Raw genomic sequence first — 12,336 nt, 5'->3', positions numbered from 1 at the left:
CGCGGCGCGTGGTCGCCGCCGCATCCGATGAAGGGAGCACGCGTGGCTGATCGCGCGACCGCCGTGGCCGCTTGGGAGGCGTTGTTCCGCGCCCAGGTCTCGATCATGCGCAGCCTCTCGGCGCAGTTCCCCACCGAGCTCATGTCGCTCAACGAGTACGACGTGCTGTTCAACATCTCGCGCGCGCCCGGCCGCCGCCTTCGCCTGAAGGACCTCAACCGCCACGTCCTCATCTCGCAGCCGAGCGTGAGCCGGCTCGTCGACCGGCTCGTCGCGCGCGGCCTGGTGCAGAAGACCGACGACCCGCTCGACGGTCGCGGCACGATCGTGCAGCTCACGCCCAAGGGCTTCGAGGAGTTCCGTCGCGCGGCGATCCACCACATGCACGCGATCACCGATCGCGTCGGCACCGCGCTCGACGACGACGAACTGCACCAGCTCATCGACCTGTGCGACCGGCTCCGCACGGCGCAGGAGCATCCGGCCGGCTGATGCGCACGCCGGGAGGCCGAGCGAACGACCTGGTGGGAGGATCGGCATAGGGGTCGTCGACCCCGTCCGGGAGGCGCCATGCGCGATTGGTCTCGATTCGAGTTCCCCGAGAGCGTTCCCGGCCCGACGCCGCCGGGGCCCGGAAGCCCGCTCGCCGGATGGCTGCTCGAGCGGACCGTGCAGCCGGCGGGCCCCGAGACCCCGGAGGCCCACGCCGAGCAGCACGCGTGGTGGAAGGTCATGTGCCTGACCGGCGTGGACTACTTCTCCACGCTCTCGTACCTGCCCTCGATCGCGATCGTCACCGCCGGCTCGGTCGCCCCGCTCGCCACGCTGCTGATCGTGGTCCTCACGCTCCTCGGCATGCTGCCGATGTACCGGCAGGTCGCCGTCGAGAGCCCGCACGGGCAGGGCTCGGTGGCCATGCTCGAACGGCTGCTGCCCTTCTGGCGCGGCAAGATCTTCGTGCTCGTGCTGCTCGGCTTCGTCGCGACGTCGTGGATCATCACGATCACCCTCTCCTCGGCCGATGCGACCGTGCACCTCATCGAGAACCCCTTCGCGCCCGAAGCGCTCGATGGCCTGGCGGTGCCGATCACGATCCTGCTCCTGCTCGTGCTCGGCGGCGTGTTCCTCATGGGCTTCACCGAGGCGGTCAACGTCGCCATCCCGCTCGTCGCGGTGTTCCTGGCGCTCAACGCGCTCGTCATCGGCGCCGGGCTCGTCGCGATCGTCGAGCACCCGCTCACCATCACCGACTGGTGGGACGCGCTCACCCGCGGCGGCGACGTGCTCACCGGCGTCCTGGTGCCGGCGGTGATCGCGTTCCCCCTGCTCGTGCTGGGGCTGTCGGGCTTCGAGACCGGCGTGAGCATGATGCCGCTCGTGGCCGCCTCGGGCGGGACGCCCGAGCGCCGGCTCGCGTCGCGCATCCGCAACACGAAGCGACTGCTGACGACCGCGGCGCTGATCATGAGCGCGTTCCTCATCACGAGCAGCCTCGTGACGACGCTGCTCATCCCCGCTGACGCCTTCGAGCCGGGCGGCGAGGCGAACGGCCGTGCGCTCTCCTACCTCGCGCATGCGTTCTTCGGCGACGCCGTCGGCACGGCGTACGACCTCAGCAGCATCCTCATCCTGTGGTTCGCGGGGGCCTCGGCGATGGCGGGCCTCATCAACATCGTCCCGCGCTACCTACCCGGCTACGGCATGGCGCCCGACTGGAGCCGCGCCGTGCGTCCGGTCGTGATCGTGTACACGACGATCAGCATCCTCATCACGATCGCCTTCCGGGCGGATGTCGACGCCCAGGCCGGCGCGTACGCGACGGGGATCCTCGCGATGATGGCCTCGGCCGCGGTGGCCGTGCTCATCTCGGCGATCCGGCGCCGCCACACGGCCGGGGCGATCGGCTTCGGCGTGCTCACCGGGATCCTCGCGTACGCCCTCTTCGACAACGTCACGGAGAAGCCGGACGGGATCGCGATCTCGCTCATGTTCATCCTGGGGATCGTCGTGGTCTCACTCGTCTCGCGCGTGACGCGCACGACCGAGATCCGTGCCGATCGCATCGAGTTCGACGAGACCGCCCGCCGGTTCATCACGGACTCGTTGGTCTACGACGGACGGCTGAACATCGTGGCGAACCGGCCCGGCGTCGGCGACGCCGCCGAGTACGAGGAGAAGGAGCGCGCGCAGCGCCTGCTCAACCCGGTGCCCGGCAAGGCCGACGTGCTCTTCCTCGAGGTGGCCGTCATCGATCCGTCCGACTTCCGCGAGGTCCTCCACGTGCGGGGCGTCGAGGTCGACGGGCATCGCATCCTGCGGGCGGGTAGCCCGGCGGCACCCAACGCCATCGCCGCCATCCTCCTCGCGATGCGCGACGCGACCGGCGTCATCCCGCACGCGCATTTCGAGTGGGCCGAGGGCAACCCCATCGTGCACATGTTCCGCTACATCCTGCTCGGGCGCGGCGACACCGCCCCGGTCGTGCGCGAGATCATCCGCGAGGCGGAGGACGACCCGGCCAAGCGGCCGATGGTCCACGTGGGCGGCTGATCCGCGTGCCGTCCGGCGGCGCGCCATCCGCCCGGATATGACGGTGGGGCGGGAACCCTACCTCCCGCCCCACCGCGGCCTCACAGGAGGCCCTCCCCGCCGAGCGACCCGAACTGAGCTCGGCGAGCCAACCTCCCGAGCGACCGTGCTGGGACAAATCGGTCGCGACCACCGGACGTGCGGCAAGTGTCGGGTCGGGCACCCGACTCGGGGTATTGAGGAATCGTATCGCTCTGCATGGATCGGGCGCAGCGCCCCAGAGCGGGGGCCAGCATCCGGACCGAGTGGTCCGGATGCCGGCCTCAGGCGTGCTCGGGCCGGTGCTCGGGCCAGTCCACCGACTCCTCGTAGCCGGGGTGCGTCTTCAGGTACGCGGCGATGAACGGGCACCGCGGCACGATGCGATCGCCTCGCGCGACCGCATCGTCGAGCACGTGCCGTGCGAGGCGGCTGCCGAACCCGCGCCCTTCGAAGGCGGGATCGACGATCGTGTGGATGAACACGATCCGTCCCGGACGCTCACGGAACTCGACATACCCCGCGAGGTCGTCGCCCACGAAGAGCTCGTAGCGGTGCTCCTCATCGACGCGGTCGATCCGCACCCCGTCGTCGGTCACGACTCGACCGGCTGCACGCCGCCCTCGCCCACGCCCGAGCCGCCCGGCTGCTGGCCGCCGGAGGTCACGGAGTGCGATGCCTCGGGCACCTGGACGGTGCGAGCGCTGTCGGCCGTCTCGACCGAGATCTTGCGGGGCTTCGCCTTCTCGCTCACCGGGATGGTGATGCTCAGCACGCCGTTGTCGTAGCTCGCCGAGATGCGCTCGGTGTCGATGCCCTGGCCGAGGCTCAGCTGGCGCAGGAACGATGCGGCCTCGCGCTCGCGCGTGATCCACGTGACGCCCTCGCCCGAGGGGAGCGTGCGCTCCGCGCGGATGGTGAGCAGCTGCCCGTCGACGTCGATGTCGACCGAGCCCGGGTCGATGCCCGGGAGGTCGGCGGTCAGCACGTAGTGGTCGCCGTCGCGGTACAGGTCCATCGGCATCCGGCGCGGCCCTCGGCGCGTGGTGTCGAAGAGCGCGGACGCGAGGCGGTCGAGGTCGCGGAATGGGTCGTTGGTGGCCATGATCTCTCCTTCCATCGCTTCGAAGTTGAGTCTGATCGACTCAGGCTTCGCTTCGATGATACGAGTTGAGCCGATGCGACTCAACTTCTCCTGTTCAGGATGAACGCGCGAGCGCGGGCACCATTCCGGAACGGGGTCCGCCCAGCGCGAACGCGGAGACCGGCACGGTCGCCGGACGCGACGGCGGGCGCCGCCCGGCGGCCTCGTGCGTCATCGTCGGATGCGTCGTCACCACGAGCGCGATGAGCCAGACGAAGACGAGTGCGAACGCGACCACCTCGAAGACCGTCAGCGACGCGAGACCGAGCCGGTCGTAGACGATCCAGGCCCCGACTTCGGCGAGCAGCGCCGCCCAGGATGTCGCGACGAGCCGCCGCGGCATCCGCCGCACCACCCACGGCGTCAGCGAGGCCAGCAGGAAGAACGACGCCCCGGCCGCGCTCGCGAAGACGTTGTGCAGCACCTCGTCGGCGTTGATCGGCACGATCCCCACACCGGCGAGCGAGAGCCCGATCACGGCAATGAGCACGCGAACCATCGGCACGGCCCCGCGCCGGGCCGCGTACTCCGACCGGGCGAGACCGCTCGCGAGCCGGCCGGCCATGGCCGCCATGGCTCCGCCGGAGAGGATGAGCGCGAGGTTGAAGCAGGCGGCGGCGAAATCACCCGAGGTGCCGAGCGTGCTGAAGTTGCGGGCCCACCATTCGCCGGTCGAGGTCAGGCTCATGCTCGCCAGGCAGCCCGCGGCGAGCAGCATCGCGACCATGTTGAACGAGCGGTATGCCGACTGGTGGTGCGCGCGGCGATGGACGGTTCCGGTGACGGCGCCGAGCGTGCCCGCGAACAGGGCGCACGCCGTCAGGTGCCCGCCGGGCAGGGGCTCGAAGGCCTCGGCGGCGGCCCCCACGGCGAGCGCGGCGATCGTCGACCAGACCGCGGCGTTCGCGATCGCACCGAGCCCGGGACTCGCCCAGACGATGCGGCAGCGCGCGCCGGGCCGGCGGCCCGCAGGAGCCGATGCCACCGCGAGCGCCGCCAGCAGCAGCGCGGCGACGAGCACCGCGACGAGCACGCAGAGCGGATCGAACACGAGATGCAGGCCGTCGGCCCCGTGCGAGTGACCGGCCCCGTGGGAGAGGTGGACCAGGTGGACCAATTCGCTCGCCACGGCCACGGCGACCGCGCTCGCGATCGCGATCATCGCCGCAAGGAGGGCAGCATGACGGACGATCGGCGCCGGGCCGATCGCTGCGGCTCGCACACCCCTCATAGCCGAACTCTCGATCGCGGGAATCAGACCGTCTCGAGCCTATCCGCATGCCGAGCGGCAGTCACGTGCCGGCGACGCGGCCGGGCGGCGATGCATGGGCGATTCACAGGCAGGATGCCCCGATCGGACCCGACTTCGGGCAGGCTGGGCGCATGGCACGACTGGGAACCGACGCCGACGTCGACCTCGCCCGGATCAGCTCGGCATCCCCCGCAGCGTCCGAGGGAGCGGATGAGCACTTCGCCCGCCGCCTCCGGGCCCACTTCCCCACCCTGCACGGGCTGTTCCGGCGCCTCTACGGCGACCGTTCGGACGCACTGGACCAGCTCGAGGGCGTCATCGCCGACGCCGCCCGATCGTGGGCTGCCCGCCCGGACGACCTGAAGGCCGCCGACGCGCGCCGCGAGGCGGACTCGACCTGGTACCTGTCGAACCGCATGCTCGGCGGGGTCTGCTACGTCGACCGGTACGCGGGCGACCTCGCGGGCCTGCGCGCGCGCATCCCGGAGTTCGTCGAGCTCGGGCTCACCTACCTGCACCTGATGCCGCTCTTCGCGGTGCCCGAGGGCAACTCCGACGGCGGCTACGCGGTCTCGAGCTACCGGGCCGTGGCGCCCCACCTCGGCACGATCGACGAGCTGCGCGACCTCGCCGCCGAGCTGCGCGGGCACGGTATCTCGCTCGTGCTCGACTTCATCTTCAACCACACCGCATCCGACCACGAGTGGGCCCGGCGCGCCGTGGCCGGCGACCCCGGCTACGAGGACTTCTACCTGCTCTTCCCCGACCGCACGATGCCCGACGCGTACGAGCGGACGGTCCGCGAGATCTTCCCCGACGACCATCCCGGCTCGTTCGTGCAACTGCCCGACGGCCGCTGGATCTGGGCGACCTTCCACACGTTCCAGTGGGACCTGAACTACGCCAACCCGGCGGTGTTCCGCGCGATGGCCGGCGAGATGCTCTTCCTTGCCAACCTCGGCGTCGACGTGCTGCGCATGGACGCGGTCGCCTTCATCTGGAAGCGCCTCGGCACGCCGTGCGAGTCGCTGCCCGAGGCGCACCTGCTGCTGCAGGCGTTCAACGCCGTGCTGCGCATCGCCGCGCCGTCCCTGCTCTTCAAGTCGGAGGCGATCGTGCACCCCGACGAAGTGGCGGAGTACATCTCCCTCGGCGAGTGCCAGCTCTCGTACAACCCCCTGCAGATGGCGCTCACGTGGGAGGCGCTCGCGACGCGCGACCCGCGGATGCTCCGGCAGGCGCTCGAGCGCCGGCACGCGCTGCCCGAGGGATGCACGTGGGTGAACTACGTCCGCGGGCACGACGACATCGGCTGGACCTTCGCCGACGAGGACGCGGCCGAGTTCGGCATCGACGGGTTCGACCACCGGCGATTCCTCAACGCGTTCTACGTGAACCGGTTCCCGGGCAGCTTCGCGCGCGGCGTGCCCTTCCAGGAGAACCCCCGCACGGGCGATGCGCGGGTCGCGGGCACGACGGCGTCGCTCGCGGGCATCGAGGCGGGCGATCCGCACGGCGTCGACCGGGTGCTGCTCGCGCACGCGATCGCGCTGTCGACCGGGGGCATCCCGCTCGTCTACCTCGGCGACGAGGTCGCGCAGCTCAACGACTACTCGTACGTCGACGACCCGGCCACGGCCGACGACAGCCGGTGGGTGAACCGCCCGCGCTTCCCCGCCGAGGCGTACGCGCGACGGCACGACCCCTCGACGCCGGCCGGCGCGGTGTACCGCGGACTCACGCGGCTCATCCGCGTGCGGCGCGAGGCCCCCGAGCTCGCGGGCGGCCGGCTGCTCGACTTCGACGCGAAGCACCCCACGGTGCTCGCGTACCAGCGGCCGGGGTCGGATGTCGCGACCGACGAGGCCACCACGGTGCTCTGCCTCGCGAACGTCGGCGACGCGCCCGCGACCATCGACGCGCTCACCCTCTCGGGCTTCGCCCCCGACGCGCACGAGCTCATCACCGACCGACGCGTGTCGCTGGAACGCGGCCTCGTGCTCGAGCCCTGCCACGTCGCGTGGCTGCGCGTTCGCCCGGCGGACGAGCCGCCACGGTTCTGAGTCGGTTGCCGGATCGGCGGGACGGACGCGACCGGAAACGACGAAGGCGGCTCGCTGCTGCGAACCGCCTTCTTCCGCGCGCCCGGAGGGACTCGAACCCCCAACCTTCTGATCCGTAGTCAGATGCTCTATCCATTGAGCTACGGGCGCATGGGATGTCGCCTGCGCGAACCTCGCTGATCAGGCAACCCCGTTACTCTAACCCACGCGTCGCCACGGCGCCAATCGAGCGTCGCGGGGGCGGTCGTCAAGCCCTTCGCCCCTCGACGCGCGGCGGGAGTACGTTCCAGACATGAGAGTCGTGTTCACCACGTGGTTGGTCGGCATCTTCGCCGGCCTGGCCTACATGTTCGCTGTCGTGATCAGCGGGAGATAGCCATGCGCGTCCGTCAGCACCTGCTCAGCATCTTCTTCGGCGTCATCTTCCTCATCGCCCTCGCGCTGCAGTCGGTCGCGGGCCTCCTCGTCACCAACCAGGAGAACGCGACGCATGGTGAGCCGGCCCTCACCTGGGTGCAGTTCGTGACGTCCTCCGACTTCGTCGTGGACGTCGCGGAGAACTGGCAGTCGGAGTACCTCCAGTTCTTCCTCTTCATCCTCGCGACGATCTGGCTGGTCCAGAAGGGTTCGCCCGAGTCCAAGCAGCCGGGCGAGGAGGGCGTGGGCTCCGACCGCGAGCAGCTCGTCGGCCGCTACGCGCGCGCGGATTCCCCGGCGTGGGCCCGGGCCGGCGGGTGGCGGACGTGGGTGTACAGCAACTCGCTCCTGCTGACGATGGGCACGATCTTCCTGCTGTCCTGGCTCGCGCAGGCGCTTGCGGGGCAGGTCGTCTACAACCAGGAGCAGTCGATGCACGGCCAGGCGCCGATCGATCTCGCGCAGTACCTCGCCAACCCGGATTTCTGGAACCGGACCCTGCAGAACTGGCAGTCGGAGTTCCTCGCCGTGGGCAGCATGGTCGCGCTGTCGATCATCCTGCGCCAGCGCGGCTCGAGCGAGTCCAAGCCCGTCGGCACACCCCACGAGGCGACCTCGGTCGAGGGGTAGCGCGAGCCGGGCCCGGAGGTCGCGGGGCGGCGACTCGACGTGAGATCGCCGGCCCCGCGGCATCCGCTCGTCGCTAGCCCTTCAACCCCGTCGACGCGACGCCGTCGATGATGTGCCGTTGGGCGAGGAAGAACACGATGATGAGCGGCACCGTCGTGATGACGCTCGCCGTCACGATGATCTCCCAGTGCCATTCGCCCCCGAAGCCGAACGCGTCGACGAGCGACTTCAGCCCGCGCGGGATCGTGAACGTGTCGGAGTCGCGCAGGTAGATGAGGGCCCTCATCAGGTCGGTCCACACCGCCTGCACCTCGAAGACCATCACGACGGCCAGCGCCGGACCCGTCAGCGGGAGCGCGATGCGCCAGAACACGCCCCACTGGCTCGCGCCGTCGATGCGCGCGGCCTCGAACAGGTCGCGCGGCAGGCCGAGGAAGAACTGGCGCAGCAGGAAGATGTAGAACGCGCTGCCGAAGAGGTTGCCGGCCCACAGGGGGGTGAGCGTGCCCACCTGCCCGAGGGCGTTCCAGATGAGGAACGTCGGGATCATGGTGACCGCGCCGGGCAGCATCATGGTCGCGAGCACGAGCCCGAAGAGGAACCCGCGGCCGCGGAAGCGGAAGTACGCGAATCCCCACGCGACCATCGCGCTCGAGATGGTCACGGTGACCGCGGCGAGCACCGTGACGATGGCGGTGTTCAGCAGCCACAGCCCGAGCGGCGCCTCGTTCCAGACCTGCACGTAGTTGTCCCACGTGAAGGTCTGCGGGATCAGCCGGTTGTCGAACACGTCGCTGCGGGGCTTGAACGACGCGCTCACGAGCCACACGAACGGGTAGAGGAACACGATGCCGATGAGGCTCAGCGCGATCCACGCGATCACCGTGCCGGTGCGCCGGCGAGCGCGCGCCCGGCCGCGCGGCCCGGCGGGAGCCGGACGCGCGGGTTCCGGACCCGTGATCGGAGCGGGGCGGGCGGCCTGCGACTCGGCGGCCGCGACCCGGATGTCGGTGCTCATCGGTCCCCCTCGTAGTAGACGAGCCGGCGCGACACGACCAGCTGGATGGCCGTGATGATCATGATCACCACGAACAGCAGCCACGCCATGGCCGACGCGTAGCCCATGTGCAGGTACTCGAACGCCTGCTGGAACAGGTAGATGACGTAGAACAGCGCGGCATCGTTGCTGTACGTGGTGTTGCCCGCGCCGAAGAACGCCGTGTAGGCCTCGTCGAAGGTCTGCAGGCCGGCGATCGTGTTCACCACGATGATGAAGAAGAGCGCCGGGCTGATCATCGGCAGCGTCACGCTGAACGACTGCCGCCAGAAGCCCGCGCCGTCCAGCTGCGCCGACTCGTAGAGCTCCTTCGGCACGTTGCGCAGCGCCGCGAGCAGGATGATCACCGAGGCGCCGACCGTCCACAGCGACATGAAGACGAGACCCGGCTTCACCCACGCCGGGTCGGTCGTCCACGACGGCCCGTCGATGCCGAAGAATCCGAGCACGCCGTTCACGAGGCCGTTCTGGCCGTTGAAGAGCAGCAGGAACAACACGCCGACGGCGACGGGCGGGGTCATCTTCGGGAGGAAGAACACCGTGCGGTAGAAGCCGGACGCCCGGCCCGCCCGGTCGAGCAGCAGGGCCAGGGCGAGCGACACGACGACGTAGAGGGGCACCTGCAGGAGCGTGAAGATCGCGGTGTTGCCGAGCGCGAGGAGCAGCTTCTCGTCGGACGCGAGATCGACGTAGTTCTGGATCCCGATGAATTCGGGATTGTTGATCACGTCGTAGTCGGTGAGCGAGAGGTAGGCGCTGTAGATCATCGGCCACGCGGTGAACACGAGGAACCCGACGATCCACGGGCTCAGGAACAGCAGCGCGGAGAAGAGGTTCCGCCGGTGCGCCCGTCGGCGGCCGCGCTCGCGGCCGACCGCGGCCGGCGCCGCCCCGGAGGGCGGGCCGGCCTGTGCGGCGGGTTCCGGCTCGGAGCCGGTCGCCGGACGGGTCGCGGTGGACACCGCTCAGCCCTCCAGCTCGGCCCAGCCGTCATCGAGCGCCTTCTGCGCGGTCTCCTGCGCCTTGGCGAGCGCCTCGGCCGGGTCGGCGCCGCTCGTGAGCACGCTGTTGACCGCCTCGAACATGGCGTCCTCGAACTCGGCGTCGGCCGGGTTGGCGGGCAGCGAGAAGGTGTGGTCGTTCGCCTCGTACATCGCGGCCACGCCGGAGGCCCACGGCTCCTCGTCGGCCGTGGTCATGCCCTTGATCTCCTCGTCGGCGACCGTGTTGCCGGTGAGGATGCCCGTGAAGGGCAGCCCGGCGTCGTTGCGCGCCGACAGGCGGGCGTCGGCGGCGGCTCGCCAGGCGTCGACCGAGGTCATGGCGCGGGCCCAGCGGCACGCGGCCTCGGGGTTGTCGCTGCCCGACGGGATCGCCCACGCGCTGCCGGTCGCGTACGCGATCGGGTCGCCGTCGGTCGTGCGGACCGTGTCGAAGGCCATGGGCGCGTCGGGCGACACCTCGTTCAGCACGTTGAGGTACCACTGCTCCATCGGCATCGCGCCGAGCGTGTTCGTGGCGAACTGGTTGCCGGCGCCGAAGAAGTCGGCCGCGTCGCGCGTGGCCTTGATGGCCGGGAAACCGCCCTGCTCCTCGTAGATGCCCGCCGCCCACTCGAGTGACGACACGGCCTCCTCGGAGTCGAGCTGCGCCGTTCGGCCGTCGTCGCTGATGAGCGACCCGCCGGCCGCCGCGACCCACAGCGCGAGGAACTCGGGCAGCTTGCTGTCGACGCCGATGACCTTCACGTTGTCGCCGTCGCGCTGCACGAGCTTCGCGGCCGCATCGGTCATCGCCGTGCGGTCGGAGCCGTTCACGTCGTCGATCGTCACGCCGGCGCCGTCCAGCAACTGCTGGTCCGCCATCGTGAGCTGCACGCTGTTGAACTCGGGAATGCCGTAGACCGTGCCGTCGAGGGTGACCTGGTCGAGCGCCGACTCCACGAAGTCGCCCGTCTCGATGCCCTCGCCGTCGATGCAGTCCTCGAGCGGGATGATGGCGCCGCGCGCGGCGAGCGAGCCGATCTGGTCGCGATCGGCGTACAGCAGCGACGGCGGCTCGCCCGACGCGACCGACGAGAGGAACTGCTGGATGTCGAGGTCGCCCTTGATGAGCTTGACGTCGACGTCGCCGAGTTCGGTCTCGGCCAGGTCCATTCGCGCGGTCGCAACCTCGTCCTCGCCGCCGAATCCCATGATCGTGAGCGTGCCCGAGAGCTTCGCATCGGGGTCGTACTTCGCGTTGGTGTCGTTCGACTGTCCGCCCGTTCCGACGGCGCATCCGCCGAGCATGAGCCCGGCCGCGGCCGTGAGCGCGGCGGCGCCGAGCGCACGATGACCGATTCGCATGTTGGCATCCCCGTTCGTCTGTCCCGTCCCCCGGACCCGGCAACCGTACGGTGGCGGGCACCGGGCCAGAAGGGGATTGACAGAAGCGCTTCTCCGGCGAAGCGCTCCTCCCCCGTTCGGGGGTGGCCGCGGAATGTGTGCGCTCGTGCACACGCGAGTCTTCGCCGAGGCAGCCGGGGCACTAGCATTCCCGCATGGGCAAGCTCATCTACAACTCCTCGAACCGCGAGATCGAGATCGAGGACCGTACGCTCGCGCACCTGCGCGTGGCCATCATCAACAAGCTGCGCCGCTCCGAGAGCTTCGCCATGACCTGGGAGCACGGCATCGAGCACGGGAGTGGCCGGACCACGCTGTGGCTGCACGAGTCGATCCCGCTCCAGTTCGTCTTCAGCGGCAACCGGCCGCCCAAGCTCAACCGGCTCTGGATCGAGCAGATGCTGCTCTCGGCCAACAGCACGTCGGGCCTGCAGTACGTGCCCGAGCCCACCGAGGACGAGCCCTTCGAAGTGGAGTGATCCCGAGGCCGGGGCCTCGGTGAGCGTCAGTCGACGAACTCGGTCTGCGTGCGGATGTAGTCGCGGTCGGCCGCACCGAGCCGTTCGGGCGCGGGCGCGTCGGTGAGGGTGCCGATCTCCTCGCGTACGGCGTCGTCGAGCGGCGCCGCCGGGTCGGCGAGGATCGCGTGCTTCGCGCGGATCGACAGTCGCGGCCACCACCGCTCGGCATCCGTCGTCAGTTCTCCCATGGCGCACCTCCGATGACGCTCGGTCTCTCCGTGCCTCCGTCGTACCAGCCGCCTCTGGGGCCTGCAACCCCCTCGATTCCCCGGCGCGGGCGTGCCTACCGTGGCCGCG

The 12,336-nt window shown here is 70.2% G+C and carries 12 protein-coding genes and 1 tRNA gene; 5 read left to right on the top strand and 8 right to left on the bottom strand.

The window, feature by feature from the left end; all coding sequences use genetic code 11:
- Positions 1 to 42: 42 nt before the first annotated feature.
- Both JOD46_RS03380 and JOD46_RS03375 read left to right on the top strand, forming a co-directional pair.
- A complete protein-coding gene (locus JOD46_RS03380) occupies positions 43 to 492 on the top strand; it encodes a MarR family winged helix-turn-helix transcriptional regulator (protein ID WP_307834888.1) in 450 nt (149 codons plus the stop codon).
- A gap of 78 nt (positions 493 to 570) precedes the next feature.
- Positions 571 to 2,550 (top strand): APC family permease, encoded by a 1,980-nt coding sequence (locus JOD46_RS03375; RefSeq protein WP_204391669.1) that lies wholly within the window; start codon positions 571 to 573, stop codon positions 2,548 to 2,550.
- A 302-nt stretch (positions 2,551 to 2,852) separates the two neighbouring features.
- Here the strand turns inward: JOD46_RS03375 and JOD46_RS03370 are convergent, their stop codons facing one another.
- The 3 genes from JOD46_RS03370 to JOD46_RS03360 form a co-directional block, all read right to left on the bottom strand.
- Positions 2,853 to 3,167: a GNAT family N-acetyltransferase gene (locus tag JOD46_RS03370; RefSeq protein ID WP_204391668.1), complete on the bottom strand. Its 315-nt coding sequence runs from the start codon at positions 3,165 to 3,167 to the stop codon at positions 2,853 to 2,855.
- Positions 3,164 to 3,673 carry an Hsp20/alpha crystallin family protein gene (locus JOD46_RS03365; RefSeq protein WP_204391667.1) on the bottom strand — a complete coding sequence of 170 codons (510 nt, stop codon included), beginning with the start codon at positions 3,671 to 3,673 and terminating at the stop codon, positions 3,164 to 3,166. The genes JOD46_RS03370 and JOD46_RS03365 overlap by 4 nt, the downstream gene beginning before the upstream one ends.
- Positions 3,674 to 3,767: 94 nt before the next feature.
- Complete coding sequence (locus tag JOD46_RS03360) at positions 3,768 to 4,943, bottom strand: hypothetical protein (RefSeq protein ID WP_204391665.1); 1,176 nt, start codon at positions 4,941 to 4,943, stop codon at positions 3,768 to 3,770.
- 152 nt (positions 4,944 to 5,095) lie between these two features.
- Between JOD46_RS03360 and JOD46_RS03355 the strand changes: the two genes are divergently transcribed.
- Positions 5,096 to 7,027, top strand: a complete 1,932-nt coding sequence (locus JOD46_RS03355) for an alpha-amylase family protein (RefSeq protein ID WP_204391663.1) — start codon at positions 5,096 to 5,098, stop codon at positions 7,025 to 7,027.
- Positions 7,028 to 7,104: 77 nt separating this feature from the next.
- Here JOD46_RS03355 and JOD46_RS03350 read toward each other — a convergent pair.
- A tRNA-Arg gene (locus JOD46_RS03350) sits at positions 7,105 to 7,177 on the bottom strand.
- Positions 7,178 to 7,405: 228 nt separating this feature from the next.
- Between JOD46_RS03350 and JOD46_RS03345 the strand changes: the two genes are divergently transcribed.
- On the top strand, positions 7,406 to 8,074 hold the full coding sequence (locus JOD46_RS03345; RefSeq protein WP_204391661.1) for a DUF6766 family protein: 669 nt from the start codon (positions 7,406 to 7,408) through the stop codon (positions 8,072 to 8,074).
- A 73-nt stretch (positions 8,075 to 8,147) separates the two neighbouring features.
- On the opposite strand, the gene JOD46_RS03340 is transcribed toward JOD46_RS03345, so the two are convergent.
- The 3 genes from JOD46_RS03340 to JOD46_RS03330 are packed head-to-tail and all read right to left on the bottom strand — an operon-like array spanning position 8,148 to position 11,479.
- On the bottom strand, positions 8,148 to 9,092 hold the full coding sequence (locus JOD46_RS03340) for a carbohydrate ABC transporter permease (protein ID WP_204391658.1): 945 nt from the start codon (positions 9,090 to 9,092) through the stop codon (positions 8,148 to 8,150).
- Positions 9,089 to 10,093 carry a carbohydrate ABC transporter permease gene (locus JOD46_RS03335; protein ID WP_204391656.1) on the bottom strand — a complete coding sequence of 335 codons (1,005 nt, stop codon included), beginning with the start codon at positions 10,091 to 10,093 and terminating at the stop codon, positions 9,089 to 9,091. The genes JOD46_RS03340 and JOD46_RS03335 overlap by 4 nt, the downstream gene beginning before the upstream one ends.
- 3 nt (positions 10,094 to 10,096) lie before the next feature.
- A complete protein-coding gene (locus JOD46_RS03330; protein ID WP_204391654.1) occupies positions 10,097 to 11,479 on the bottom strand; it encodes an ABC transporter substrate-binding protein in 1,383 nt (460 codons plus the stop codon).
- 194 nt (positions 11,480 to 11,673) lie between these two features.
- Here JOD46_RS03330 and JOD46_RS03325 point away from each other — a divergent pair, with 194 nt between their 5' ends.
- Positions 11,674 to 11,997 (top strand): DUF7882 family protein, encoded by a 324-nt coding sequence (locus JOD46_RS03325; protein ID WP_204391652.1) that lies wholly within the window; start codon positions 11,674 to 11,676, stop codon positions 11,995 to 11,997.
- Between the two features lie 26 nt (positions 11,998 to 12,023).
- On the opposite strand, the gene JOD46_RS03320 is transcribed toward JOD46_RS03325, so the two are convergent.
- Complete coding sequence (locus JOD46_RS03320; protein ID WP_204391650.1) at positions 12,024 to 12,227, bottom strand: hypothetical protein; 204 nt, start codon at positions 12,225 to 12,227, stop codon at positions 12,024 to 12,026.
- Between the last annotated feature and the right edge of the window lie 109 nt (positions 12,228 to 12,336).

Source organism: Agromyces aurantiacus (assembly GCF_016907355.1).
In the GTDB taxonomy this organism is placed as follows: domain Bacteria; phylum Actinomycetota; class Actinomycetes; order Actinomycetales; family Microbacteriaceae; genus Agromyces; species Agromyces aurantiacus.
This window is presented reverse-complemented; position numbering and strand designations above follow the sequence as displayed.